The organism is Nocardioides lentus (assembly GCF_039529515.1).
In the GTDB taxonomy this organism is placed as follows: Bacteria; Actinomycetota; Actinomycetes; order Propionibacteriales; family Nocardioidaceae; genus Nocardioides; species Nocardioides lentus.
Genome location: NZ_BAAAMY010000004.1, coordinates 322,263 through 347,879, shown reverse-complemented (window position 1 = coordinate 347,879; position 25,617 = coordinate 322,263). Strand labels below are relative to the sequence as shown.

Genomic DNA, 25,617 nt, shown 5'->3' with positions numbered 1-25,617 from the left:
CGGCACCTCCCTGCACTTTCCGACGCGAACGTCGGCCCCATGTGACGTGCGGGAGTCTAGGTGACGAGGGCCCCGCGGCCGAACGGCGCCGAGGTCGGTCTAGACCTCCGCCCGCACGCGTGATGTCAAGACCCTTTCGGCCCGGGCCGGGAGAGGTTCGGCTTGGCGGAAGCCCTGAGCGTCCTTGCGGCGACCTTGCGACACGGCGCGCTGCCGCCGCACATGATCGAGCTGCCCCGACCCTCACCGTCGGGACAGCCAAGGACACACGCCGAGCTCATGGGGGAACGATGGCAAGGACAGACAGAGGCGCTGGGGGCCGCACCCGCCGACGCCGGGCGGCGGTCACCGCCGGGCTGGGGCTCACCGTGGCGCTCTCCACGGTGGTCGGCGCGGGCAGCACAGCCAGCACCGCCGCCACGGCGACCGCGGCGAGCAGCTCGTGCACGCCCGTCGCCATCATGGCGTTCCGGGGGTCGGGCGAGGACCCCGTCGGGCCCCAGTCGTACAAGTCTCAGACCAGCAACGGTTGGGAGGGCCCGACGCTGAAGCGTGCCTTCCGCGCCTACGCCTCCTCCTCGTCGTACACGGGAGACCTGGCCGGCGTGCCGATCGTCGGGCTGTCCGAGACCGACGGCTACGAGGCCCCGGACGCGGGCGCAGGCGACTTCTTCGCGGAGTTCCCCACCGACTCGGCCGTCTGGAACGGCGCCAACGAGGGCGCCATCGCGGCTATCCGCAAGATGGGGAGCTTCCAGCGCGATCAACCATCACCGTGCAAGCGAACGAAGTGGATCCTCGTCGGCTATTCGCAGGGCGCCATGGCGGCACGCTCAACGTACGAGGCCGTCGGCTCCGCCTGGGTCTCCTCGCTCTACCTGCTGGGCGACCCGTTCCAGAAGCCGTACGGCGCGGGAGTCCGCGGGGGCGGGCGCAACGGCAGCGGCTTCTATCGCTTCAACTGGCCCAGTCTGCGCACGTCGCTGGACGCCTACTACGACCGGAAGCCCGCATCGGCCACGTCTCTGTGTCATAACAACGACCCGATCTGCGACCTCGGCACGCCCCTGCTCGGCCCCCATCTGAACTACTTCACGGAGGAAACGGAGAAGCGCACCGAAGGCGCCAAGCTCGCCTCCATCACCGCCTCGGCCTACGCGGCGGCCACCGCGCCGCCACCCCCGGAACCGGTGCGACGTGACGTCGAGATCATGTTCGCGATCGACTCGACGGGCTCGATGGGCCCCTACATCGACGACGCGGTGGACTCGGCGCGCGACATGACAGCCCGCGTGCTCGTCATTAGCCCCGGGAGCGCGGTCGGTGTCGTGGAGTTCCGCGACCACGGTGACGACTTCGTCGCTCGGACCGTCCAGGGCCTGACCCGGGACGTCGATGCGGTCGAGGACGCCCTCTCCTCGCTGGATCCCGACCAGGGAGGAGACGAGCCCGAGGCCGTGTACAGCGGGATCTACGAGGCGGCAGCCGCCTCGTGGTCGCCCGGCAGCTCGCGATCCATCGCGGTGATCGGAGACGCCCCTGCCCACGACCCGGAGGACGTGACCGGGTACACCTGGCAGACCACGGTCGAGCGGCTGCGGGCAGTCGCCACCGGGCCGGCTCGCCGCCCGTCCGGGCGGACCGCGCCGTCGCCGTCGTCCTCCCGATCCTCGGACGGCGTGCCGCGGATCTACGGCCTCTCGGACAACGGGCCGCTCAGCTCACAGCTCGCTGACCTCGCCGAGCAGGTCGGAGGGGACGTCTTCGACATCGGGGCCGACGGGTCCGTCGGTGAGCTGATGGAGGAGGTCGTCGACTCCACCGCCTCAGCGCCCACGGTGGTCCTCTCCGCGTCGCCCTCAGTCGCGGGCACACCCACCATGGTCTCCGCCACGGGCAGCACCGTGTCCACGGAGCCGGCCACCTACGACTTCGACGTCGACGGCGACGGGGTGTACGACGTCTCAGGCAGCGACCCCGTGCAGTACCTCGATCTCACCCCGGGGGTCCATGTCGTCAACGTGCGGGTCGTCGACGGCGATGGGCGGGCCTCGACGGGATCCATCGAGATCGCCACCGCAACGTCGGACTCGCTGTCGACGCCCCCGACCGTCGCCCTGGAAGGTAGCCGCGTCCTCACCCGCACGCCGCTCGCCGGCCGGCCCGTCCAGGTGCGGCTCCCGGCCTCCGACAGCTCGTTCATCGCCAGTCTGTCGAGGGGCACGACATCCGTGCCCGCCGCCAGCAGCTGGTCGGCGGAGCGTCGGACGGTCTCCATCACTCCCCCGCGCTCGGCTCGACCCGGCACCTACGTGGTGACGGTGCAGGGCGACGCCGGCCAGCGGGCTGAGCTGCCCGTCCGGCTCCGTCAGAAGCCCATGTTGCGTGCGACCTACCGCGTCGTGGGAGGGCGCGCGGTCGTCTCGGTGGTGGCGACGTCTCCTGGCGGGAGGCCACGAGGCCGCATCCTGGTGTCCTCCCCTCGCGGCGGCCCTGTAGGAGCCCGGCTCACCGCGGGACGAGCGACCGTCAGACTCCCTGCGGGGGTGAAGCCCCGGCGTGGACTCGCGGTCCGATTCGTCGAGAACGGGCAGTTCGCTGCCGCTCGGACGACTGCTCGACGGCGCGACTGACGCCTGGGCACCCGACGATCTCGGCCGGGTGGGGCCGGCGCCCCTCAGCGCCGGCTCCGCCCGCCGAGGTCTGATCGGACGCCGTCGTCATGGCGGCCTGGAGTCTCAGAACGGCGTCGCGCCTCCCGACGCCGGATCGGGATGCGCAGCAGTGATCCTACGATGGCGCCCAGGCCCACCCCGGTGGTGTTGGCGACAATGTCGAGGGCGCTCGCGGACCTCTCGGGCAGGAAGAGCCCCTGGAACAGCTCGACCGAGGCGGCGAGCACGAACCCGACCGCGGTCCAGTCCCGCCAGCTGTAACCGGGACGGAGCAGCCGGCCCAGTAGCGCCAGCGGCACCATGATCAGGACGTTGAGCACCACCTCCATCCGCTCCGGCGTCACCAGCGTCGGGTCCGCCCCGAACCGCTGCACCAGCGTGGTGATGAAGGCGTTGGCGGTAGTCGGCATCTCCCCGCGGGGGAAGAGCAGGACGACGGCGAGCACGAGGGCGTAGGCGACCAGCAGTCCGAGCAGGGGGCGCCGTGCTCGGGGAGGTGGGGTCACCCGCCGAGCGTAGGCGGGAAGGTACGGCGGCCCCGCGGGGGCGGGTCCCGCGCCCGCGAACCCGGAGATCGGCGCAAGATCCGACGTCAGGTCGCCTTTGCGGTTGCGCAACTGCGGGTGGACGCCCAGCCTGAGCCTGCTCACGCCGTGGGCGCCGAGAGAACTGGACACCCGAGTGCCGCTGCGCCACCACCCCCTCCCCTCCCCTGCGCACCGGTCGTCGTGGCCCCGGCGCGCGGCCCTCGGCCTCATGGCCCTCGTCGTGGTGGCGAGCGGTCCGGCGACCGTCGCGGGGGCGTACGGCGCCACCACCGCCTCGAGCGCCGCGGGGGCGGCCACGTCGACGGCCACGTCGGCGGCCACCAAGTCCGCCGCCGAGGCCGCCCGGCAGCGACCGGCCCTGGCGGCGCGACCCACGATCACCGGCAGCCACCAGGTGGGCTCGACGCTGCGGGTCGACCGCGGCCGGTGGACGGGCAAGCCGACGCGCTACGCCTTCGCCTGGGACGCCTGCGGCCGCGCCGCGACGGGCGGCGTCACCGGGTGCCGCCAGATCGGCACCGGCGCCTCGATCAGGCTCAAGCCCGCCCAGCTCGGCCGCTCGGTCCGCGCCCGCGTCACGGCCGCCAACGCCGCGGGATCACGCGCGGTCCCCACCAACGCCGGCCCCGTGGTCGGCGCACCGGCCCTCCTGGCCGCACCCACGATCAACGGTGCCCTGCGCGCGGGCGGGTCCGTCACGGCCTCCACCGGCGAATGGGCCGGGACCGCTGCGACGTACACGTACGCCTGGCGGTCCTGCGACACTGGCGCCGGCTGCACCCCCCTCACCGGAGCCGTGGGCGAGCGCCTGGTGATCCCCGTCGACACCGTCGGACGGACCATCACCGTCGACGTCACCGCCAGCAACCGCTACGGCACGCGCACGGCCTCGTCCGCTCCCCGCCCCGCCGTCGAGGCGCGGGATGCCAGCGCTCGGGTCGTCCAGGTGACCGTCGGGTCGGTCCAGGCCTGCGCCCTGACCGCGGACCACCTCGTCCGCTGCTGGGGTGCGGACGCGACGACCGACGTCCCCCAGAGCGCGTTCACCTCGATCAGCGCCGGGCCCGCCCACACCTGCGGCATCACCACCGGGGGGACCGCCCGCTGCTGGGGTCCCGACGGCTACGGCGAGACCGTGGTCCCGACCGATCTCGGTCAGGTCACCACCATCAGCTCCGGCGACAACTACACCTGCGCCGCGGGGGTCCGCACCCCCACGGCTCGCTGCTGGGGAGGTCGGCGCAACGTGTCCAACTTCGGGCAGTTCACGGTGCCGGACGACCTCGGTCCCGTCAGCCAGGTCGATGCCGGTGAGATCCACACCTGCGCGGTCACAACCGGGGGTGCGGCCCGCTGCTGGGGTGCCGACTTCTTCGGCCGCACCGCTCCCCCCGCCGACCTGGGCACCGTGCGGTCGGTCATCTCGGGCGGGCCCGTCTCCTGCGCGGTGACGACCGCCGGCTCGGCCCGCTGCTGGGGTGACGGCGGCGACGGGCAGCGCGAGACCCCCGCGGACCTCGGACCCGTGAGGTCCCTCGACGCCGGGGGCAGTCTCGGGACGGCCCACATCTGCGCGGTCACCGTCGCCGGTGAGACCCGCTGCTGGGGTGACCCGACCTACCGGGAGGACGACGTCCTCGACGTCCCGCAGGACCTGGGGCCGGTCGACTCCGTGGCGGTCGGCGTGGCCTCGGGCTGCGTCGTGACCACCGCCGGCGGTGTGCGGTGCTGGGGTGACAACCGCTGGGGCCAGAGCGACGTGCCGGCCGAGCTGCGGCCGTGAGCTGACGGTCCGTCGGCGCGGGGCTGCGGGTCACCGGGTCTCGTGGCTCCGCCGCTCCTGCGTCGCTACGGAGCACCTCGACCTCCGGGGGCCGCTACGGGAAGCACCTCGACCTCCGAGGGCTGCGGAGCACCTCGACCACCGGGTGGGGTGGGGGTCAGGTGGGGAGGCGGACGGTGACGGTGGTGCCGGCGCCGACCTCGCTGGTGAGGTCCACGGTGCCGCCGTGGGCCTCGACGATCGAGCGGACGATGACCAGGCCGAGGCCGGTGCCGGGGATCTGGCGGGAGCGGGCCTCGGCGCCGCGGAAGAAGCGGCTGAAGAGCTGGTCGACCTCGTCGGGGGCGATGCCGAGGCCGGTGTCGGCGATCCGGATCACCAGCTCGTCACCGGTGTCGACGAGACCTAAGCAGACGCTGCCGGGCGGGGTGGAGTACTTCACGGCGTTGGACAGCAGGTTGTCGAGGACCTGCCGGATCCGGCCGGCGTCGACGCGGGCCACCGCGCTCAGGGGGAGATCGGCCTCGAGCGTCAGGCCGCGCGCCTCCGCCGCGGGCCGCGCGGCCTCGACCGCCTGGAGCACGACCGGGGTGAGGTCGGTCTCGATCCGCTCGACCGGCATCCGGCCCTCGCGCTGCCGCGCGACCTCGAGGAGGTCGGCGACGAGCGCGTCGAGACGCTGGGCGTTGCGCTCGACGACCCCGAGTCGCCGGGCCAGCTCGTCGGTCACCTCCGGGTGGGACGCGGCGATCTCGAGGTGGCCGAGCACCGAGGTCAGCGGGGTGCGCAGCTCGTGGGAGACCGAGGCCAGGAACTCGTCCTTGACCGCGAGGGCCCGCAGGTAGTCGGTGACGTCCTTGTAGACCAGCGCCGCCCCGGTGAAGTGCCCCTCGGCGTCGTGGACCGAGCGGGCCGAGACCGACAGGGCTCGCTGCTCGCCGCCGGGCGGACCGATCCAGATCCGCAGGTCGTCGTACTCCTCGCCCTGGTGGGCGCGCGTGGTCGGCATCTGCTCGCTGGTCAGGGGCGTGCGGGCGTCCTCGCCGTACACCTCCCCGAGCTGACCGGCGCGGCCCGCATGACCGTCGGGGAAGGCGATGCGCATCAGGGCCTCGTGGTGGCGGTTCATCGACTCGTAGTGGCCGTGCGCGTCGATCAGCACCAGGCCGACGTCGATGGTGTCGAAGATGGCCTCGGCGCGGCGCAGCTGACGGTCGAGGCGGGCCTCGGCCTCCGCCAGCCGCGCGCGGTCGTCGTGCTGCTGGGTGACGTCGATGACCTGGCTGACCAGGTGCAGCGGGGTGCCGTCGTCGTCGCGCACCAGTGCGACCGACAGGTCACCCCACACGACGCTGCCGTCGGGCCGTAGGAACCGCTTGACCATCCGGTACGACGGCACGTCGTCGGCGAGCAGGCGCGCGAGCAGCTGGAGGTCGAGCGCGAGGTCGTCGGGGTGGGTGATCTCCTGGAACGTCGTCGAGCGCAGCGTCGCCGAGTCGCGGCCGAGCATCGCGCACAGCGCCGCGTTGACCGCGAGGAACCGGCCCTCGGGAGACACGATCGTCATGCCGACCGGGGAGTGCTCCAGAGTGAGCCGCCACAGTCGGTCGGAGACCTCGACGCCGTCCATGAGCCTCCCGTCGCTCGCCCGCCGCGCACGACGAGCCTAGGTCCCGAATCTCTGCTGCGGCAGGGGAAAGCCGCAAGGCTGGGCCCCGTTCGGTCCCGCTCCCGAGCCGATCCGGCGACCGCGTCGCACCCGATGCCGAACCGTGACCGCCCGGAGCGTCGGTCGACACACGACGGCGACAGCGGCGAAACATGCGCTGCCTAGGTTCGGCGCGCCCCTGCACCACGCCCGCGTCGGGACCCGATCCCCGACGGGGCCCGCCGACCCAGGAGGGTCCGTGCCACCACCCCGCCGCCGAGCCGTACGACGCCTCGGCACCACGCTGCTCAGCCTCACCGTCCTCGCCGGTGCCGCGCTCACCGCCGCCGCCCCCGCGCTCGCCGCCCCCGACGACCCGGCCGCGGCCGGCAGCGCCCTGCTCGACTCCGGCGGCACCGCCGGCCGCGAGTGGCAGGTCACCCGCGCCGCCGGCGGATACGAGGTCTCCCTGAGCCTCCCCGAGCCGCTGCCCGTGAAGTCCGACGCCCCGACGATCGTCGTCGACGGCCAGACCATCGGCATCGCCACCGAGGACGCCGACGGCCTCGGGCTGAGCGTCTTCACCACCGACCCCACGGTCACCAGCACCTCGACCGTCCGCGCCGGCTGGGCCTCGCAGACCGAGGCCCCCGCCGGCCGCTCCGCGGCCACCGGCACCGCCGTGGAGGTCCCCGAGGAGCGCGCGGTCGACCCGATCGACGTCGACCCCGCCGCCCCCGGCGACTACGAGTGGACCGAGTCCATCTACCGCTTCGGCGACCAGGCCGTCCCGCTCTCAGCCATCGGCGGCGTCCGCGGCGAGCTCGAGGGCAAGATCTACCTGCCCACCACCGGCGGCGCCCGTCCCACCGTGATGCTGCTCCACGGCCGCCACACCTCCTGCTACGGCCCCGGCACGGCGAACCCGAACCGCTGGCCCTGCGCGGTCTCCCCCGACCTCGAGGACCGCCGCTCCATCCCCAGCTACGCCGGGTACGACGCGCTGGCGCGGATCCTGGCCGGCAACGGCTACGCCGTGGTCTCGGTCTCGGCCAACGCGATCAACTCCAACGACAACCAGCTCGCCGCCGACCAGGGTGCGGTCGCCCGCGGCCGGCTGATGCTCGACACCGTCGAGATGCTCGACGACGCGAGCGCCGGCCGCCCCGTGTCGTACTACGACGCCTGGCGGGACCGCACCCTCGACCTCGACCAGGCCCTGGTCGAGGGCACCCGTTCCTACGGCACCCGCTCCGACGGCTTCGTCAACGGCGCCCCGCCGCTCGACATCGTGACCGCGGCCGACCTCGTGGGGCGCTTCGACCTCAGCACCATCGGCATGATGGGCCACTCCCGCGGCGGCGAGGGCGTCACCGCGGCCGTCACCCTCAACGCGGCGCTCGAGGACCCGTGGGCCATCGAGTCGGTCCTGCCGCTGGCCCCCGTCGACTTCGGCCGCATGACCGTGCCCGACGTGCCGATGAACGTGGTGCTCCCCTACTGCGACGGCGACGTCTCCAACCAGCAGGGCCAGCACATGCTCGACGACTCCCGCTACGCCTTCGGCGACGACGTCCTGCGCTCCGGCACCTGGGTGATGGGCGCCAACCACAACTTCTACAACACCGTGTGGACCCCGGGTGAGTACGCCTTCAGCGTCTCCGACGACTGGAGCGGCACCAACCCGGCCAGCGCCCGCGCGACCGAGCCGACCTGCGGCACCGCCCCCTCGACCGCCGGGACCTCGATCCGCCTGAGCCCCGCCGAGCAGTACCAGCAGGGCGCCTCCTACATGGCGGCCTGGTTCCTGATGACCCTCGGCGGGCAGGACGAGTTCACGCCGATGTTCGACGGCACCGGCGGCGTGCCCGCCGCGCTGGGGGACGTCGACGTCCGCACCGTCGCCACCGCGCCCGCCTCGGAGCGGGCCACGATCGCCTCGTTCGAGCGCAGCTCGTCGCTGGTGCGGGTGGCCAACGCCACCCTCGTCACCTGCGCCAGCCTCGCCGGCCGCACCACCCCGCAGGACCTCACCCCCTGCGCCAGCACCCTGGCCAGCTCGCAGGTCCCGCACTGGACCCCGGCCTCCAACGCCGGCAACGTCCCCGCCACCCCCACCGGCCGCCTCAGCTGGTCGCTGACCTCGGCCACCACCAGCGCCGAGGTGCGCGTCGGGCTGCCGGCCGCGCGCCGCGACGCCACGTCGTACGACCGGCTGGCGATCAAGCTGGCCGCGGACGAGACCGTGCCGACCGCGGTCGACATGACCGTGACCGTCACCGACGGCGCCGGCACCGCGTACGCCGCGCCGGTCTCCGAGTTCAACCCGCTGGCGCTGACCCGCCTGCCCAGCTCGGAGAGCAGCGCCGCCGTGACGACGCTGAAGAAGGTGGTCCTGCAGCAGGTCAACGTCCCCGTCGCCGACCTCGTCGCCGCCGGTCTCGACGTGAGCGACCTGCGGGAGGTCCGCCTGACCTCCCTGCCCAACGCCGACGGCAGCAACGCCGGCGGGGTGCACCTGTCCGACCTGGCCCTCGAGCGGTCGGGGGTCGGCACCCCCGACCCCGGGACCCGGCCCACGATGTCGGTCTTCGCGCCGAAGACCGACGAGGGCAGCGCACCCGGCACGGTCGACGTCGCCGTCTACCTCGACGAGCCCGCCGCCGAGGCCGTCTCCGGCTACGTCTCGCTGCTCGGCTCGGCCACCAGCCGCGCGGGCGCCACGATGGAGCCGGTCACCTTCGCCCCGGGCGAGACCTGCCGGGTCGTGTCCGCCGCCGTCCAGGGCGACCGCGTCGCCGGCGCCTCCAACGGGTCGGCGGTGAAGGCCAGCGTCGTCGACACCAGCGGTGCCGTCATGGGCGAGCGGGCCATCGTCACCACGGTCCTGCGTGAGGACGACGGCGTCACCGGCACCGCCGTGGAGCTGCCGCCCGTCGGCACCCCCGGCGCGGTCTGCGAGGAGCTGGACGCGTTCCTGGCGGGCGGCGAGGTCACCGCGCCCGCCGACGTCGCGCCGGAGGGGTCCCTCCCGGTCAGCGCCGGCGGGTTCCGCCCCGGCGAGGCCGTCGTGTTCTCCGCCCCCGGCCTGACCTCGGTGACCGCGGTCGCCGACGGCGACGGCCTGGCCGCCGCGGAGCTCGCCGTCCCGGCGGACGCCGCGCTCGGCGAGCTCGCCGTCACCGCCACCGGGTTCGCCACGGAGCGGGTCGCCACCGGCACCACCGCGGTCCTCGGCACCAGCGCGGTCGCGCTGACGCTGGACCCGGAGGCCCCAGCCCTGCGTGAGGCCGTCACCCTGACGGCCACCGTCACCGCAGGCGACGAGGCGAACGGCACCGTGGAGTTCGCCGACGGCGAGACCGTCGTGGGCACGGCCGACGTGGTCGACGGCGTGGCCTCCCTCGAGGTGCCGGGCGGCTTCGGGGCCGGCGACCACACCCTGAGCGCGACGTACTCCGGCGACGACCTCACGTCGGGGTCGACCTCGGCCCCGGTCGCGCTCACCCTGGCGCCAGGCGCGTCGACGGTGGCGCTGGAGATCAGCGACTCCCCCGTCCACGGCACCCCCGCCACGGTCACCGCGACCGTGGACACCGGGGACGTCCCGGGGGCCGACGCCGGGGAGGTCGAGATCACCTACGGCTCGCAGACCCGCACCGTCGCCGTCGGTGACGACGGCACCGCCGTCCTCGCCCTGCCCGCCGGCCTGGCCGCGGGGTCCTACACGGTGGGCGCGACCTACCTCGGCACCGAGGACATCGCGCCCTCGGAGACCGCGGAGGCGCCGCTCGTCGTCGCCCGCCGGCCCAGCACCACCGGGTTCCGCTCCCTGGGCTTCGCCAACGGCGGGCGCCAGGTCCGCGCGGCGGTCCAGCTCGGCGGGACCGGCTACGCCCGGCCCACCGACGGGCGGGTCACGCTCCGGATCCGCGGGGCCGTCAGCCGCACGGTGACCCAGGACGTCGGCGCGGGCGGTCGGGTGACGTTCACCGTCGCCGTCCCGGCCTCGGCCCGGCGCCTGCAGGTCACGGCGACGTCGTCCGGCCTGGGCGACTACCTCCCCGCGACCAGCCGGGAGCGCACGCTGCGACGCTGAGACGACGCAGCACCGACCGGGCGGGGCCGGCGGACCTCAGGGTCCGTCGGCCCCGTCGGCGTCCTGCGGTCCTGCGGTCCCGGTCGGCAGGCGCACCTCGAAGCAGGAACCGGTGCCGTCGGGGCCCGGCGTGACCCGGATGCTGCCGCCGTGGCGGGTGACCACCCGCTGGCAGATCGCCAGGCCGATCCCCGTGCCCTGGAAGTCGCGGCCGTCGCGACCGCGGTAGAACTCGTCGAAGACCCGCGAGGCCTCGGCCTCCGGGATGCCGATGCCGTTGTCGGTCACCCGGACCACCAGCTGGTCCGGCGAGGACGGCCCGCGACTCACCACGACCCGGGGCGTGGTGCCCGGCGCGACGTACTTGACGGCGTTGGCCAGCAGGTTCTCGAAGAGCTGGCGCAGGAGCGTCTCGTCGCCGCGGGCGACGATCCCGTCCTCCACCTCGACCCTCGCCGTCGACGCGGCACCGAGGACCCGCCCGGTGCCGACGCCCGCGTCCAGGCCGACGTGTCCGCGCGTCCACGCCTCGCAGAGCGCCGAGACGTCCACCTCGGTCGGGTGCAGGTCACGGTCCGGGGCCAGCGTCAACGTCAGGAGGTCGTCGAGCAGCGTGCGCATGGACGACGCCGCGCCGAGGATCCGACCCGTGTAGCGCCGCGTGAGCTCGCCGGGCACCGCCTCGCCGTCCTCGGCCGCCGAGTCCAGCAGCTCGGCCCACCCGGTGATCACCGTCAACGGCCGGGCCAGGTCGTGCGCGACGACCCCGGCGAACGCCGCAAGCTCGGCGGTGTGCCGGCGCTGCGCGGTCACGTCGCGCAGCGTCACCACCACCAGGACGCCGCCGGACGAGTCGTCGGCCGCCACCGATCGCATCTCGACCGTGCGGGCGTCACCGTGCTCGGGACGCAGCACCAGCACCTGCTGGCGAGGGCCCGAGCCACGGTCGGCGACCGCCCGGGACCACAGGTCGTCGGCGACCGGCTCCCCGCGGGCGTCCTGCACGGTCACCGTGCCGGCCCCGCTGCCGGCGACCGCGGGCAGGGCGTCACCCAACAGGCGGCCGGCCGCCTCGTTGCGCATCAGCGTCGTCCCGTCCTCGCCGAGGAGGACCACCCCCTCCTCGAGGTTGGCCAGCACGAGGTCGCGCTCCCGCGACCGCTCCTGCGCCTCGAGGGTCGCCTCCCGCAGCAGGGTCAGCGACCGGTCGCGATCCTGGACCGACAGGGACAGCGTCAGCGCCACGACCACCATCGACAGGAAGAAGGCCTGCACGAGGATCGCGGCGACCCGGGCGTCGTCCACCTGCGCGAAGCTCCCGAGCCCGACGACCGTGCAGACGACGGCGAACGCGCCCGCGAGCGAGGTCACCGCGACCGCCCCGAGGGCCGACAGTCGCAGCGAGGCCCAGACCACCACGAGGAACAGCGGGAAGATCACCGGCAGGGGCTCGTCGCCCGCGAACGCGAACGCGAGCACGGTCGCCGTGGCCAGCAGCCCCAGCAGCACCTCGACCGGCCCCGCCGTACGGGGGCGCACGACGTGCACGCCGGACGAGGCCCGCGCGCCGAGCCCGGCGAGCGCGAGCGCGCCGAGGGCCCCACCGACGAAGGCCCAGACCACGGTCCGGACGAGGAGCAGCTCGACGTTGGCGAGGTCCGAGACATCGATCAGGCCCAGCCCGGTCCACCTCAGGGCGGACGACGAGACCGCCGCGGCCGCGACGGCCAGCCCGAGGACCGTCACGTCGCCGAGGCTGCGCATCGCGGTCCGGCCGCGCCCCGGCCACCGACCGACGAGTCGGTAGGTGAGCACGACGGCCGCGCCCTGGACCGACGTCGTGACCGCTCCGACCGTGCCCAGGCGCCAGTCCGACACCTGCAGGGTGATCGTGACGAGGCTGGTCGCGGCGACGGCGACGGCGTCCGTGGGGAGCGAGCGCGGCGTCGCGGTGAGGGCCACGACCACGGCCACCCCGGCGAGCGGGGCCGCAAGCGCGACCTGCTCCGGTCCGTAGAAGCTGAGCAGGGTCGCGTAGGACGACAGCGCGGTCGCGAGCACCACCAGCGCGAGGCGCAGCAGGCCCGGGCGGGCTCCTGACACCTGACGTCCCTCGGCCGTCATCCGTCGTCACCCCCCGGCCCGGTCCCCACGTCCACGCCCGCGGGACAGCGTAGATGTGAGCGGGGGTTCCCACGCCCGATCCGCCTCGACTGGCCGGGCCCGTCGAGCCTGGGCACCCTCAGCGCAGCTTGGGTCGTACGTGCAGACCGACCTCGGGATCCACGAGGACCTCCTGGGCGGCGGGGATGCCGTCCGCGTCGAGGGTCAGGCCCAGGTCGACGTTGCGCTTGACCATCGCGAGCGCGATCGGTCCCAGCTCGTGGTGGCGGGCGGAGGTGCCGACGAAGCCGACGGTCCTGTCGCCGACCCGGAGCTCCGTGCCGCGGGCCGGCAGGCGGTTCTCGGAGCCGTCGAGGTGGAGCATGGTGAGGCGCCGCGGGGGCCGACCGAGGGTGTGGACCCGGGCGACGGTCTCCTGGCCGCGGTAGCAGCCTTTCTCGAGGTGGACGGCCGGGCCGATCCAGCCGGCCTCGTTGGGGATGGTGCGCTGGTCGGTGTCGAGGCCGTGGCGCGGCTCACCGCGCGCGATGCGGAGCGCCTCGAACGCCCACAGCCCGCAGGCCGGGCCCGCGGCCTCGGCATACGTGGCGAGCTGGTCGCGCGGCACGAGCTCGTAGCCGGCGTACCAGCTCTCGGCGCTCTCGTCGGCGCCGACGGCCTTGGAGGCGCGCCACGCGACGGCCTGCTCGGCGGTGACGTCGGCGACCTCCACGCGCATCATGAAGCGCATCCGGTCCAGCCAGGTGACCAGGGCCGCGCCCGCGCCGGGCTCGGTGTGGGCCCAGAACGACTCGCCGTCGTCGTAACCGGTCATGGCGTGCTCAACGTGACCCTGCGGGCTGAGCACGAGCACGCCGGTCCAGCGGCCGGGCGGCAGCTGCTCGAGGTGCTGGGTGGTCAGCGAGTGCAGCCAGGTGAGCCGGTCCGGACCGGTCACGCGCAGCACGTCGCGGTGCGACAGGTCGACGAAGCCCCCGCCGGACTCGAGCGTCCGCTGCTCGCCGTTGAAGGAGCCGTAGTGGGCGGCGACCCCGGAGTCGGGGGCGTCCGCGGCGACGGCGCCGGGCAGGTCGAGCATGCGGGTCCTTCCACAGAGGTACGGCGGTCTGCTGGGCGAACATCCCAGCAGACCGTCGTGTTCCTGCGATGACCGCCCGCTACCAGCTGATGCTGTTGGACTTCAGACCACCGGCGTTCACCCAGTGGGGGTTGGCGAACCCGGAGTAGCACCGCGTGGCGCTGCGCCAGTAGCCGTTCCCGTCGAGGGTGATCGTCAGGCCCGCCCAGTTGCGGTACTGGCCGTCGTTGCACGTGATCGTCGGCCGCCAGCCGGCGGGACCGAAGACCCTCGTGTCGTAGTGGTACCCGTACTTCGCCCGCGTGCCGCGAACCAACTGGATGACCTTGGGGCGCAGTGACGCCGAGGCGGACGAGTAGGGCCCACAGCCGGCCGCGTTGCAGGCCCTCACCTTCATGGACTGCGCGTCGGCGTTCTGGCCGCGCCCGAAGGTGTAGGACGTACCAGTGGTCGACCCCGACAACGAGCCAGCGACCTCGAAACGCACGATGGACGAACCTCCGTTGCTCGGGGCGGACCAGGCGAGCCGCACCGCGTTGTCGAGGCTGGAGATCGACGGCCGCGCCGGCGTGCCGGGGACCGTGTAGGGCTTGCCGCTGACACCGCTCGACCACGGACCGCACCCCAGGGAGCTGCAGGCGCGCGCGGTGAACGTGTAGGTCGTGCCGTTGCTCAGACCCGACCACGTGTGGCTCGTCGACGTCACGCGCGCGACCGCCCCCGTGTCGGACCGCCTCACCTCGTACGACGAGATCGGCTCCCCGCCGGCGGACGGAGCCGGCCACGTCAGCCTCACGGCACCGGAGGTCCCGGACCCGGCCGTCGGCTGGACGGGCTCCGGTGTGCCGGCGACCGAGAGCTGGAAGGACGCCGTCGGACCGAAGACGCGGCCCGAGGTGATGAACGTGGTGGACATCCGCTCGATCCTCGACGTCGTCACCGCCGGTGTCACACCGACGATCCCCGTCGCGACCTCGCCCTTGCTCCACACGCCGTCACCGTTCTCGTCGGTCAGCACGACCTTCCGGCCGCTGTCCAGGGTGCCGCTCGATGCGCCCGGGATGCCGGCCGCGGAGTAGATGAACGTCTCGGACAGCGGGAGCGCCGCGCCGAAGTTGGACGCCCGGAACTGGATGAAGCGCTGCTTGCCCACGGGGAACGACGACGGGATCGTGACCGTCAGGAGATCGGCGGAAGGCTCCGAGCTGGCAGAGACCTCGAACTCGACCGCCCGATCCCGTGCCTCGGCCTGGGCGTTGCGGTAGGTGTCGACGTCGTCGGCCGCTGCCTGCTCCTCCCCCTGCTCGTCCCGTTCACCGTCGGTCACCCTGTCCGCCACGCACCACGCCGCGCGGACACCGAGGCCTACCGCCTTGACCATCACCTGCTGCCGCGTCGTCGGTGGGTCCAGCACATCCACCTCGTCGAAGGGCACACAGGGGTCGGCGCCGGTCACCGCGTCGAACAGGAGATCGGCAGCCTCCCCCGACACGTCGTCGACGAGGTCCGGATTCTGCCTGGCTCGCTCGACCGCGCGCTCCAGGGTCTCCCGTGCTCGCTGTGAAGCCTCGGACAGGCGCCTGCGCGCGGCCTCTGCGGCGCGCTCGAGCGCACGACGGGCGCGTTCGACCCCCCGCCGGACGGCTTCGGAGACGGCGCGCTTCGCGTCGGCGACCGCCTTCGTCCCCACCTGGACGGCGCGCACGACCTTCTGGACGACCGCACGACCCGCCGTCACTGCGCGCTTCACGACGACGCGACCCGCAGCGCGGGTCGCGTTGCGGAGGACTGCCGCCCGCTGCGCGAGCGCTCTCGCGGCGCTGACCGCGTGCTCCCGCGCCCGGATGGCGCTCTGCCGTGCCAGCTCTCGCAGCCGTGCCGCGTGCGCACGCGCGCGGGCGGCCGCCTGGGCCGCCTGGGCGACCCGAGCCCTGGCCTGCTGGGCCGCCCAGATCCGAGCCTGCTGGAGGGCGCGGGCGGCCTGCTGCGCCCTCATCGTGAGCTGGTGCGCCGCGGCCGCTCGGGCGCGGTCGACGGCCGCCTTGAACCCGCTCTTGACAGCCTTCTTCGCGACGTACTTGGCGGCTGCCTTGACCACCACGGGCAGGACCCGCTGGGCGGCGACGCGAGCGACGATGAGCAGGACCGGGACGAAGAAGGGATCGACGACGACGTCCTCGCCGGTATCGGGGACGGTGACGTCGACGCTGGTCGGGCTCGACACGCTCATCACCGACGGGACAGGGGCGTGGGTGTCGAGGGTCTTCGAGATGGGTGCCGAGAACACGCCCTCCACACGGCCGTCGGACCCGACCTCGGACTGCGCCTCGACCACGGCGTCCACCGCCCGGTCCACCTCCGCCGACGGGTCGCCGAGGTCGAGCTCAGCGGCGAGTACGGCGGCCGTGTCCTCCCGCGGCTCGGTCCCGAAGACCTCCTCCAGCGCCTGGTTCGCGTCGACGGCGCTGGCCGACTCCACGGCAGCGTCGTTGGCCACCGGCTCGAGCTCGTCAGCGGTCCGCGCGTCCGCGGCGCTCGCCCGTGCGGAGCTGACGATGTCCTGGGTGGCCTCCACGAAGCTGCTCTCGGGCAGACCCGACTCCAGGTCGTCGGCCGCCGCCCGGAGCACGTCGAGAGGAGCGTCCGGTTCCAGGTACGCCGGGGAGTCGTCGGCCGCGGGGAGATCGGTCACCGGCTCCTCGGCGCTCGAGGCCAGGAGGTCCTCCGGCCCGCTGCTCAGCTCCTCGAGCTCGTCGTTCAGCGCCTCGTCCTCCTCAGCCGCCAGCAGCTGGTCCGTCGAGGCCTCCACCACCTGCTCCTCGGCGTCACTCAGCTCCTGTGCCGCAGCGGCGATCTCGGGCATGGGCGTCGCGCCGTCCCGGACGACGGCGACGTCACCCTTCTCCAGCTCGACCAACCGGGTGCCCTCCGGGAGGTCGAAGTCGTAGGTGGTCTCGGTGGTGCCGGCGGGCAGCTCGTCGATGATCTCGCCGCCACCGTCGGCCGTGGGCCTCGCGGCCCAGTCGCCCTGGGGGCTGCTGTAGGTCACGGCAGTCTCACCGGCGATGCCAGGAGAGGCCGAACCGGAGCGGGTGACCCCGATGGTCTCCCCGGTCGCGAGCTCGAACCTCATCCCCTGCCCCGAGTCGAGGGAGATCGATCCGTCGCCCGGGGCGTTGAGGATCGGCACGTCGCCCGTCGGCAGCACGGTGCCGAGCGTCGCTGCGTTCGCCGGATCCGTCGACGGTGCGAACAAGGTCGGGAACGACTCCGCCAGGGTCGATGGCTCGGCCACGACTGGTTCGGGCTCCGCGGCGGCGCCCTGAACCCCGGCCAGCAGTCCCGTCACCACCAATGTCGAGGTGGAAAGTGAGATCCAGCGTCCGACAACGTTCATGTGCAGCCCCCATGCCGCTCGTGCCTGGCTGAAAAATGTCAGCACAGGGGCGGCATGACCAGTGATCACTCACCGACTTTCGACATTCTTGCGCATTTTCCGGAATGTCTGGCTTTCGCTATCATGAAGGCAATTCACGAATGTCGGAAAGTGATTCTGGATCAACTACCCGGCTCCGCCCGAGGAATCAGGTCCTCCGGGCCAGGCCCAGCGCCTCGCGCCAGGCGACCTGGGAGCCGGTGCGGAGCACGGAGCGCTGGTAGACCTTCGAGGCGCCCCAGGCGAGGACCGCGGTGACGAGGAGCATCAGCAGGACCGTCCCGACCACCTGGGAGAGCGGGGCGACACCGGCCGCGACGCGCAGCGGCATCAGGACCGCCGAGAACGGCGGGACCCAGCTCAGCACGGCGCTCAGGGTGCCGTCGGGGTCGCCGACCGCGGCGAACCCCACGCCGTACATGGCGAGGATGAGCAGCAGCAGCGGGCCGGTGGTGGAGTTGACGTCCTCCTGGCGGGAGACCATCGAGCCGGCCGCGGCGTAGAGCACCGCGAAGAGCGCGAAGCCGAGCACGAACCAGCCGAGCACCGACACGAAGACCCCGACGGCGGCGCCGGTGACCGTCAGGACGCCGGTCGCGGTGCCGGCGGCGATGCCCGCGACGCCGTACACGGCGAGCTGGAGCAGGCCGACGGCGCCGATGCCGAGGATCTTGCCCCACAGCAGGTGGAGCGGTCGGATGGTCGACAGCAGCAGCTCGACGACGCGGCTGGACTTCTCCTCGACCACGCCCATGGCGACGTAGGTCCCGAAGCCGATCAGCTGGCCGAACATCAGGATCACCGCCGTGAAGGCGAGGAAGGTGCGCTGGCCGCTGTCGGGCTCGGGCGGGTCGAGGGCGTCGACCCTCACGCCCGCCTCCGCGACGCGGGCGGCGACCGCGTCGGGGTCGACGCCGGCCTCGTCGAGGGCGGCGCGCTGGGCCAGGGCCGTCACGGTGGTCTCGACGACGGCCCGCAGCTCGGGCTCGAGCTCCGACTCGGTCACCGCGACGACGCCGCCGGAGCCGTCCGGGGCGGGCAGCAGGGCGACCTCGAGGTCGCCGTCGGCGACCTGGGCGCGCGCCTCGTCGGCGTCGGCGACCTCGCTGGTGTCGACCGGGGTGCCGAGCGACTCCCCGGTCGCGGCGAGCGGGCCGGCGAGCGCGCCGGCCTCGGCGACCAGGCCGACCTTCTCGCCCTCGTCGTCGCCGGAGAAGACGCCGAAGGCGACGATGCCGCCGATGATCGCGAGCACGACGACGGCGTTGCTGACCAGGAAGCTCTTCTTGACGACCTGCACGACGAACTCGCGCCGGGCGACCAGGGCGATCGCGCGGCGCGCGGTCAGGCTGGCGGGAGCGCTCACGCCGACACCACCTCTCGGAACAGCTCGGTCAGCGACGGCCGGCGGCGGGTGAAGGAGTGCACCGGACCGGTGCGCAGCGCCGCGGCGAGCAGGGCCTGGTCGTCGCCGTCGGGGCCCAGCTCGACGAGGGTCCGGCCGTCGGTCTCCTGGACGACGCGGGCCCCCGGGACGGCGTCGACCCACCCGGGCGGCGCCTGCGGCGCGTGCACCTCGACCTGGACGGCGCCCGCGTGGCGGAGCTCCTCGACGGTGCCGACGGCGCTCATCCGGCCGGCGACGACGATGCCGACGCGGTCGCAGATGCGCTCGACGAGGTCGAGCTGGTGGCTGGAGAAGATCACCGGCACCCCCTCGGAGCGCTTCTCGGCCAGCACGTCGCTCATCACGTCGACCGCGACGGGGTCGAGGCCGCTGAACGGCTCGTCGAGCACCAGCACGTCGGGGTCGTGGACCAGGGCGGCGGCGAGCTGCACCCGCTGCTGGTTGCCCAGGCTGAGCGACTCCACGGCGTCGTCGACGCGGTGGGCGATGTCGAGGCGCTCGGTCCACCGGGCGACGGCGGCCCGGGCGTCGGCGCGCATCAGCCCGTGGAGCTCCGCCAGGTAGGCCAGCTGCGCGCCGACCTTCATCTTGGGGTACAGCCCCCGCTCCTCGGGCATGTAGCCGATCCGGCGCCGCACCTCGAGGTCGACCGGCCGCCCGCCCAGCCGGACCTCCCCGGCGTCGGCCGCCAGCACCCCCAGCGCGATCCGCATCGTGGTGGTCTTGCCGGCACCGTTGCTGCCGACGAAGCCGAACAGCTCCCCCGGCGCGACCGTGAAGGTCATGTCCGCCAGCGCCGTCACCTCGCCGTACCGCTTGGAGACGCCGTCGATCTCGAGCCCTCGTCCGTCCTCCGCCATCGCTCCCCCGAACGTCGGTGTGCAGGTCGTGAACCGACCGTAGCGAACCCACAGCGGACGCACGGGCGGGGCTCCGGCGCGGACTCGGCCGTCGATCTCGCGGTTCCCGGGACACCGCCCGCCCGTCGCGCTAGCGTGCCCGGCGTACGCGGTGGGGGGACACACCTCGTCCGAGGAGCTCGACATGGGACTGATCGACCGACCGATCCTGGTGCTGGCCGACCGTGCTGCCGCCCGCGCCGTCGCCCACGCCACCGAGGCCGAGGCCCTCGACCGGTCGCTGCGACCGGTCACCCTCGAGCTGGCGGTGCGCGCCGACGACGCGGCCGCGCTGGCGGGCGCGGCCGCCGACCGTGGTGACCGCTCCGAGGCCGTCGAGCACCTGGCCACAGCCGTCGAGGCCGAACGCCGGGCCCGTCGGCTCGCCCGCGAGGCGCGCCGGCGGTTCGCGGTGCCGGGTCGCGCCGCCGGCTGAGTCGCTGATCGGGACGCATCCCGTGGGTTCCCTCGACGCACCGACGGGCGGGGAGCCGGTCGGCTCCCCGCCCGTCGGCGGTGACTGGTCCGCGCGGGGCGCGGGGGGTCGGGCTCAGCGGCCGAGGCCGGCCTTGTCGACCTTGCGGTGGAAGCGCATGCCCGCGAGCCCGCCGAGCATCGCCCCGACCAGGCTGGCGGCGATGACGCCGATCAGCGCGACGGCGGCGGCGATGCTGATGTCGGAGAGGCTGCCGGGGATGCGGGGGAAGGCGTTGAGCTGGTCGAGGACGTCGAACTGGGCGCCGCCGATGGCGCCGAGGACGGCGACGACGATCGCGGCGACGACGGCCCAGCCGAAGACGGCAATGCCCTGGCGCAGGCCGTTGAAGCGGGCCATGCGACCGGCGACGTAGCCGCCGCTGTAGTAGGAGACGAACACGACGACGAGCACGAGGATCACGCCGGCCCAGCCGATCTCCTCGGCGGAGATGCCCTGCGCGCCGGCCGCGTCGGCGACCTCGGAGGCGCTGGAGACGAGGCCGACACCGGCGCCGGCGGCGGCGACGAGGGCGGTCAGGATGACGGCCATGCCGGTCGCGGTCAGCCAGCCGAAGAAGGCCGAGCCGACCTTGACGCCGCCGTAGGCCTCCTTCTCGCGGGCGACCGTGCTCTTGCGGTCGGCGAGGGGAGCCCCGGTGGCGTGGTCGTCGGCGTGGTCGTCGGCACGGTGGCCGGCACGGTGGCCGGCGCGGTGGCCGGCGGGCTCCGCGGGGTGGGTCGGGTCGGTGCTGCTCATGGGGTCCTCCTCAGCGTGACGGCGGCCCCGCGGTCGCGGGGCTGCGACGTCCGTCGTACGAGGTGGACGGAAGTCGTTGAAAGTGTAATCACCAACCGTCCCGGATCTCACACCCCGGTCGCCCGGGCGTGTCGCCGACGGGCGGCCGGCGCGGCGAGCCCAGCGCCGAGGGCGACGCCGAGGGTGTTGGCGACGACGTCGACCGGGCTGGCGAACCGGTCGGGCAGCAGGAGCGCCTGCGCGCTCTCCGCGCCGACGCCGACCGCGAGCCCCAGCAGGGCCCACTGCCACCAGGGCGACGCCGGCCAGCCGAGCCGACCGAGGACGGCGAGCGGCACCGTGATGGCGACGTTGGCCAGGACCTCCACGATCGCCGGGTGGGCCAGCCGGGGGTCGACGCCGAGCGTCCGCACCCCGGCGGTCAGCAGGTCCACCGCCCGACTCGGCGCGTCTCCGGCGGGCCAGAGGAAGACGACCGCGAGCAGGACGGCGTACGCCGCGAGCAGACGTCGGGCCGTGATCGGCGACACCCGGCCTCAGTCGTGGTCGTGGTGGGTGGGGGTCGCCTGGGCGGCGGTGCCGGCGCCGGCGCCGGCATCCTCGGCTCCCGCACCCTCGGCGCAGTCGCGGCAGTGGCCGTGGACCGCGAGGTGGCCGAGGTCGGCGACGAAGTCGTGCTGCCGCTCGAGCAGCGCCGCGAACTCCGCCGCCACGGCCGCGTCGATCGAGGTGACCCGACCACAGCCGCGGCACACGAGGTGGAAGTGCTCGTGGTCGGAGACCGAGTGGTAGGTGGGCGCCCGGTCCGAGAGGTGGGTGTGACGGATCAGCCCGAGCTCCTCGAGGACCTCGAGGGTGCGGTAGACGGTCGAGACGTTGACTGCCGAGGAGTTCTTGCGGACCTCGGTGAGCACCTCGTCGGGGGTGGCGTGACCCAGCGCGTCGACCGCGGCGAGGATGAGCTCGCGCTGCGGCGTGAGCCGGTAGCCGCTCCCCCGCAGCTTCTCGCGCCAGTCGGTCTCGGCGCGGCTCTTCATGTCCGCGATCCTAGACCGGCTCACCACCCCCGGGCCGGTGGACCGCCCCCGTCACCGCCGCTCTCACGTCGGGCCGCGGACGGTCGCGACGGCCACCCGGACCTGCTCAGGGGTGAACCCCTCGGCGCGCAGCCTCGTCGACAGCTCCTCCGAGCCGACCCCGGCGTTGCGGACGACCGACCACGCCACCTCCACCGCCTCGGCGCTCCAGTCCACCTCGAGGCCGGCCACCACACCCCAGGCCACCGAGCGCGTGAACCCGTCGGCCCTCAGCTGGGCCACCAGGGACGACGGCGAGAAGCCGGTCAGGGCGAGGTAACCGCGGGCCGCGCCGAACGCGTCCCGGACCGCCATCAGCGGCGGCTGGACCCCGGCGACGGGCCCGGGAACGTGCACCACGGATCCCGCACCCACCGTCGAGGTCGGGTCGCCGTTCCCCACGGCGGCAGCTCGGGACGCCGAGCCCGCGCCGGCGACCTGGGCCTCGACCACCATCCGCACCCCCACGACGGCCAGCGTCGCGACCAGCGCCCACGTGAACAACCGCAGCATCCAGGAGCCTCCTCGACAGAGAACGACCCCCGTGCTCGTGACGAGACTCCCCCGCGCACCTCAACCCTCACGCAGCGCTCCTGCGTGGTCAGTGCAACGATCCCGCAGCGAGCTCGCAAGGCAGGCCTGCAGAGGAGCGTCAGTAGACGAGCGCCTGGGCCCCGTCGGCCAGCGCCTCCTCGACGAAGGTCGCGGCCCCGGCGATCCGCACGCCCGGCAGCACCGCGTCGGCGTCGATGTCGCGGCGGGCGGCGCACTGGCTGCAGACCGTGACCCGCCCGGCGGCCAGCAGCGCGGCGAGCAGGTCCGCCAGCGGCGTGGCGAGCGGCAACGAGAAGTCCTCGGCACGCCCGGGCACGCCGTACCAGGCGGCCTCGCCGGTCAGCCACAGCGAGACCTCGGCGCCGGCCGCGAGGGCCGTCGAGGCGACGGTGAAGCCCTGGTTGCAGCGCTCGGCGTCCTCGGCTCCACAGGTGACCTTGACGACCAGCGAGCGCGACATGGCTCGACCCTAGACTGGCGGCCATGGCGTTCGAGCTGCCCTCCGACCTGCACCCCGACGTCGCCCCGCTGGCCTGGATGCTCGGCACGTGGCGCGGCAACGGCCACGGCGACTACCCGACGATCGACAAGCACGAGTTCGGCCAGGAGCTGATCTTCACCCACGACGGGCGGCCGTTCCTGCAGTACCTGTCCCGCACCTGGGTCGTCGACGACGCCGGCGAGCACGTGCGGGAGGACATGGTCGAGACCGGGTTCCTGCGCGGCACCTCCGACGGCAAGGGCACTGCCCGGGTCGAGATGGTCGTGGCCCACCACACCGGGGTGGTCGAGATCTACTACGGCGAGGCTTCGGGCGGCCGCCTGGACCTCTCCACCGACGCCGTCGCGCGCACCGAGTCGGCCCACGAGGTCGTCGGCGCCACCCGGCTCTACGGCAACGTCGAGGGCGACCTGCTCTACGCCTACGACGTCGCCGCCGAGGGTCACGCCCTCCAGCCGCGCGCCTGGGCGCGCCTGCAGCGGGGCTGATCACCCGGGGTTTGCGCCTGGAGTGATCGTCGGTCGGGAGGCGTACGGCTCACCGGGTCTCGTGGCTCGTCGCCAGGGCTCCTCGCACCTCGACCTCCGAACAAGGCGGCGTACGGCTCACCGGGTCTCGTGGCTCGTCGCCAGGGCTCCTCGCACCTCGACCTCCGACCAACGAGCCGCCCGACTAACGCGGCGCCCGACCCACCGGGTCCCGCGGCCCGTCGCCAGGGCCCCTCGCACCTCGACCTCCGTTGGCGAGGTGGGAGTGGGGCGAGGTGAACACTCCCTCAGTCGGTGCAGGAGCTGGCGGTGGTGAAGTTCTTGTCGCCCGGGACGATGCTCGGCGTGACACCGACCTCGACGTCGTCGGTCTGACCGGCGGCCGTCGTCATGCGCCAGTCGAGGTCGATCGGCTCGGTGGACGACAGGAACACGTTCAGCACGGCCACCGGCCGCCCGTCGAGCTCGACGATCCCGGGGTTCAGCACATCGGAGCCGAGGCGCACCCGGTCGATCGATCCACCGTAGGGGCCGTAGAGGCGCACGATCACCAGCTGCGCCCCCGCCGGCGTGCCGCGGATGCCGCCACCAGTGACCGACTCCGGCAGCTCCTCCGCGTCGGCCTGGTCGATGGTCTGGCGCATCCGCATCGAACCCGCCAGCCGCTGGCCGTCGTCGCGACACCCCTCCGAGACAGTCTCGACGCCGTAGCGCAGGTAGTAGGACATCTTCGACCCGGTGGCGTCATTGAGACTGACGTCGACATGAGGGGTGGCCCCGTCGTCACCGGTCAGCTCCCCGGCGACCCGGGTCCCCGCGAGCTGCTCCTGCTCGGCCTCGTCGAACGAGCTGATGAGGAAGCGGCCCTCACGACCGGCTCGGGCGAGGCCTTCCAGGAATGCCAGCGGGTCTCCCAGACCACCGCCGACGGCCTCCTCGAAGATCACCCGCGCGGCATCCGCGAAGAGCTGGTCCTGAGCCTCGGGCTCGAGCTCGAGGTAGGGCGTCGAGAGCAGCTCCTCGATCAGGTTGTCCTGCGTGAGGGTGCGGCCGTCGACCTCGACCGGGCCGATCGCCCCGAGCACGTAGCTGAGGGCGACCGGGTCGATGGACAGGACGCCGTCGAGGTCCGCCTGTGCACCGGAGGCCTCCCAGTGGGCGTTCATGAGCTCTGCCGTGCGGGGGAAGTCGGGGGTGAAGTTGGCGTCCTGGAAGAAGGTGCCGAGCAGGTCGTCGTAGACGAGCTGCTCGGCCTCGCTGAGGGGAAGGATGGGCTGCTCGAGGTCGCTCTCGAAGTCCCGGGGACCGCCCTGTCGCAGGATGCTGAGTCGCCCCCCGTCGGCTCCCAGCAGGACGAAGGCCCCGGGCAGGCCGCCCGAGGCGCGGATCTCGGCGTTGTTCTGCACCACGAGCAGGTACTCGCGAGGGCCCTCACCGCCGGCCATCGGCGGCAGGAGGTCCACCGCGGTGCGCGCCGCGCCCAGGCCGGACTCGAGCCCCTCGACCAGCTCGACGTACTCCTCGTACGGCGCTCGCACCCGACCCACGAAGCCGTCGCTGTCGACGGCGCGGACCTCGTCCGCAGCTCGGGTCACCGCGTCGTACCCCTGCTCCACGGGCTCCCGCAGACCTGCGACCACGTCGAGGTCGACTCCACCCTCGACGGTCAACCGGTCCACGTCGCCGCTCGCCGCGACCAGCGGCGCGACGCCGTCGACCGCCAGGGTGTGCAGGGACGAGCTGATCGCGCGCACGCCCTCGGCGTCGTCGCCGATGACCGGCAACCAGGTCGCGACCGTCCAGTCCAGCCCGTCGGTGCGATCCATCGCCGAGCGCGCGGACGCTGCCAGCGCGTCGCCGGCGCGCTCCGCCGCAGCGGCATCGCGGTCGCCCAGGGCGGCGCGCAGCTGGGTGGCGTGGTCCTGGGCCTCGCGCAGGTCGCCCTGCGCCTGCCACCCCAACCAGGCGACCCAGCCCGCGAACGCGACGAGCGCCCCCACGACGAGCAGACTGACCAGGACGAGAAGGCGGCGCTTCCCCACCGTGTACTCCCTCCGAACGCAC

Annotated in this window: 18 protein-coding genes; 5 read left to right on the top strand and 13 right to left on the bottom strand. The window is 73.7% G+C overall.

Features of this window, described 5'->3' with window-relative positions; all coding sequences use genetic code 11:
• Window positions 1–122: 122 nt before the first annotated feature.
• Entirely contained in the window at window positions 123–2,633 is a 2,511-nt protein-coding gene (locus ABD158_RS08410) for a cutinase family protein (protein ID WP_344006058.1), read from the top strand.
• 44 nt (window positions 2,634–2,677) lie between these two features.
• Here the strand turns inward: ABD158_RS08410 and ABD158_RS08405 are convergent, their stop codons facing one another.
• Entirely contained in the window at window positions 2,678–3,181 is a 504-nt protein-coding gene (locus ABD158_RS08405; RefSeq protein ID WP_344006056.1) for a VanZ family protein, read from the bottom strand.
• Window positions 3,182–3,431: 250 nt separating this feature from the next.
• Here ABD158_RS08405 and ABD158_RS08400 point away from each other — a divergent pair, with 250 nt between their 5' ends.
• Window positions 3,432–5,006 carry an RCC1 domain-containing protein gene (locus tag ABD158_RS08400; protein ID WP_344006054.1) on the top strand — a complete coding sequence of 525 codons (1,575 nt, stop codon included), beginning with the start codon at window positions 3,432–3,434 and terminating at the stop codon, window positions 5,004–5,006.
• A 157-nt stretch (window positions 5,007–5,163) separates the two neighbouring features.
• Here the strand turns inward: ABD158_RS08400 and ABD158_RS08395 are convergent, their stop codons facing one another.
• Complete coding sequence (locus ABD158_RS08395) at window positions 5,164–6,636, bottom strand: PAS domain-containing sensor histidine kinase (protein ID WP_344006052.1); 1,473 nt, start codon at window positions 6,634–6,636, stop codon at window positions 5,164–5,166.
• Between the two features lie 277 nt (window positions 6,637–6,913).
• On the opposite strand from ABD158_RS08395, the gene ABD158_RS08390 reads away from it, so the two are divergent.
• Window positions 6,914–10,753 carry an Ig-like domain repeat protein gene (locus ABD158_RS08390; RefSeq protein ID WP_344006050.1) on the top strand — a complete coding sequence of 1,280 codons (3,840 nt, stop codon included), beginning with the start codon at window positions 6,914–6,916 and terminating at the stop codon, window positions 10,751–10,753.
• Between the two features lie 36 nt (window positions 10,754–10,789).
• Here ABD158_RS08390 and ABD158_RS08385 read toward each other — a convergent pair whose 3' ends face one another.
• From ABD158_RS08385 to ABD158_RS08365, 5 genes are all read right to left on the bottom strand, one after another.
• Window positions 10,790–12,856 (bottom strand): ATP-binding protein, encoded by a 2,067-nt coding sequence (locus ABD158_RS08385; RefSeq protein WP_344006048.1) that lies wholly within the window; start codon window positions 12,854–12,856, stop codon window positions 10,790–10,792.
• A gap of 139 nt (window positions 12,857–12,995) precedes the next feature.
• Window positions 12,996–13,955, bottom strand: a complete 960-nt coding sequence (gene ygfZ / locus ABD158_RS08380) for a CAF17-like 4Fe-4S cluster assembly/insertion protein YgfZ (protein WP_344006047.1) — start codon at window positions 13,953–13,955, stop codon at window positions 12,996–12,998.
• Between the two features lie 79 nt (window positions 13,956–14,034).
• The gene (locus ABD158_RS08375) at window positions 14,035–17,421 is read right to left on the bottom strand and encodes a fibronectin type III domain-containing protein (RefSeq protein WP_344006045.1); all 3,387 of its coding nucleotides are present in this window, start codon (window positions 17,419–17,421) and stop codon (window positions 14,035–14,037) included.
• A 118-nt stretch (window positions 17,422–17,539) separates the two neighbouring features.
• Window positions 17,540–18,757 carry an ABC transporter permease gene (locus ABD158_RS08370; RefSeq protein WP_344006043.1) on the bottom strand — a complete coding sequence of 406 codons (1,218 nt, stop codon included), beginning with the start codon at window positions 18,755–18,757 and terminating at the stop codon, window positions 17,540–17,542.
• Entirely contained in the window at window positions 18,754–19,659 is a 906-nt protein-coding gene (locus ABD158_RS08365; protein ID WP_344006041.1) for an ABC transporter ATP-binding protein, read from the bottom strand. The genes ABD158_RS08370 and ABD158_RS08365 overlap by 4 nt, the downstream gene beginning before the upstream one ends.
• Window positions 19,660–19,843: 184 nt before the next feature.
• Here ABD158_RS08365 and ABD158_RS08360 point away from each other — a divergent pair, with 184 nt between their 5' ends.
• Window positions 19,844–20,134 carry a hypothetical protein gene (locus ABD158_RS08360; RefSeq protein ID WP_344006039.1) on the top strand — a complete coding sequence of 97 codons (291 nt, stop codon included), beginning with the start codon at window positions 19,844–19,846 and terminating at the stop codon, window positions 20,132–20,134.
• A 114-nt stretch (window positions 20,135–20,248) separates the two neighbouring features.
• Here the strand turns inward: ABD158_RS08360 and ABD158_RS08355 are convergent, their stop codons facing one another.
• From ABD158_RS08355 to ABD158_RS08335, 5 genes are all read right to left on the bottom strand, one after another.
• A complete protein-coding gene (locus tag ABD158_RS08355; RefSeq protein WP_344006037.1) occupies window positions 20,249–20,932 on the bottom strand; it encodes a hypothetical protein in 684 nt (227 codons plus the stop codon).
• Between the two features lie 107 nt (window positions 20,933–21,039).
• Window positions 21,040–21,462: a VanZ family protein gene (locus tag ABD158_RS08350; protein ID WP_344006035.1), complete on the bottom strand. Its 423-nt coding sequence runs from the start codon at window positions 21,460–21,462 to the stop codon at window positions 21,040–21,042.
• A gap of 6 nt (window positions 21,463–21,468) precedes the next feature.
• Window positions 21,469–21,969, bottom strand: coding sequence for a Fur family transcriptional regulator (locus ABD158_RS08345; protein ID WP_344006033.1), 501 nt, complete (start codon window positions 21,967–21,969; stop codon window positions 21,469–21,471).
• A 63-nt stretch (window positions 21,970–22,032) separates the two neighbouring features.
• Window positions 22,033–22,521, bottom strand: a complete 489-nt coding sequence (locus ABD158_RS08340; RefSeq protein ID WP_344006031.1) for a hypothetical protein — start codon at window positions 22,519–22,521, stop codon at window positions 22,033–22,035.
• 139 nt (window positions 22,522–22,660) lie between these two features.
• On the bottom strand, window positions 22,661–23,023 hold the full coding sequence (locus tag ABD158_RS08335; RefSeq protein WP_344006029.1) for a DsrE family protein: 363 nt from the start codon (window positions 23,021–23,023) through the stop codon (window positions 22,661–22,663).
• A 23-nt stretch (window positions 23,024–23,046) separates the two neighbouring features.
• Here ABD158_RS08335 and ABD158_RS08330 point away from each other — a divergent pair, with 23 nt between their 5' ends.
• Complete coding sequence (locus tag ABD158_RS08330; protein ID WP_344006027.1) at window positions 23,047–23,553, top strand: heme-binding beta-barrel domain-containing protein; 507 nt, start codon at window positions 23,047–23,049, stop codon at window positions 23,551–23,553.
• A gap of 287 nt (window positions 23,554–23,840) precedes the next feature.
• Here ABD158_RS08330 and ABD158_RS08325 read toward each other — a convergent pair whose 3' ends face one another.
• Window positions 23,841–25,595 (bottom strand): DUF4012 domain-containing protein, encoded by a 1,755-nt coding sequence (locus ABD158_RS08325; RefSeq protein ID WP_344006025.1) that lies wholly within the window; start codon window positions 25,593–25,595, stop codon window positions 23,841–23,843.
• Between the last annotated feature and the right edge of the window lie 22 nt (window positions 25,596–25,617).

Bases quoted from the DNA above. Each gene is read 5' to 3' on its own strand.
- ABD158_RS08410 (WP_344006058.1), top strand. From the start codon at position 123: ATGTCAAGACCCTTTCGGCCCGGGCCGGGAGAGGTTCGGCTTGGCGGA.
- ABD158_RS08400 (WP_344006054.1), top strand. From the start codon at position 3,432: ATGGCCCTCGTCGTGGTGGCGAGCGGTCCGGCGACCGTCGCGGGGGCG.
- ABD158_RS08395 (WP_344006052.1), bottom strand. From the start codon at position 6,636: ATGGACGGCGTCGAGGTCTCCGACCGACTGTGGCGGCTCACTCTGGAG.
- ygfZ (WP_344006047.1), bottom strand. From the start codon at position 13,955: ATGCTCGACCTGCCCGGCGCCGTCGCCGCGGACGCCCCCGACTCCGGG.
- ABD158_RS08365 (WP_344006041.1), bottom strand. From the start codon at position 19,659: ATGGCGGAGGACGGACGAGGGCTCGAGATCGACGGCGTCTCCAAGCGG.
- ABD158_RS08360 (WP_344006039.1), top strand. From the start codon at position 19,844: ATGGGACTGATCGACCGACCGATCCTGGTGCTGGCCGACCGTGCTGCC.
- ABD158_RS08355 (WP_344006037.1), bottom strand. From the start codon at position 20,932: ATGAGCAGCACCGACCCGACCCACCCCGCGGAGCCCGCCGGCCACCGC.
- ABD158_RS08345 (WP_344006033.1), bottom strand. From the start codon at position 21,969: ATGAAGAGCCGCGCCGAGACCGACTGGCGCGAGAAGCTGCGGGGGAGC.
- ABD158_RS08340 (WP_344006031.1), bottom strand. From the start codon at position 22,521: ATGCTGCGGTTGTTCACGTGGGCGCTGGTCGCGACGCTGGCCGTCGTG.
- ABD158_RS08335 (WP_344006029.1), bottom strand. From the start codon at position 23,023: ATGTCGCGCTCGCTGGTCGTCAAGGTCACCTGTGGAGCCGAGGACGCC.
- ABD158_RS08330 (WP_344006027.1), top strand. From the start codon at position 23,047: ATGGCGTTCGAGCTGCCCTCCGACCTGCACCCCGACGTCGCCCCGCTG.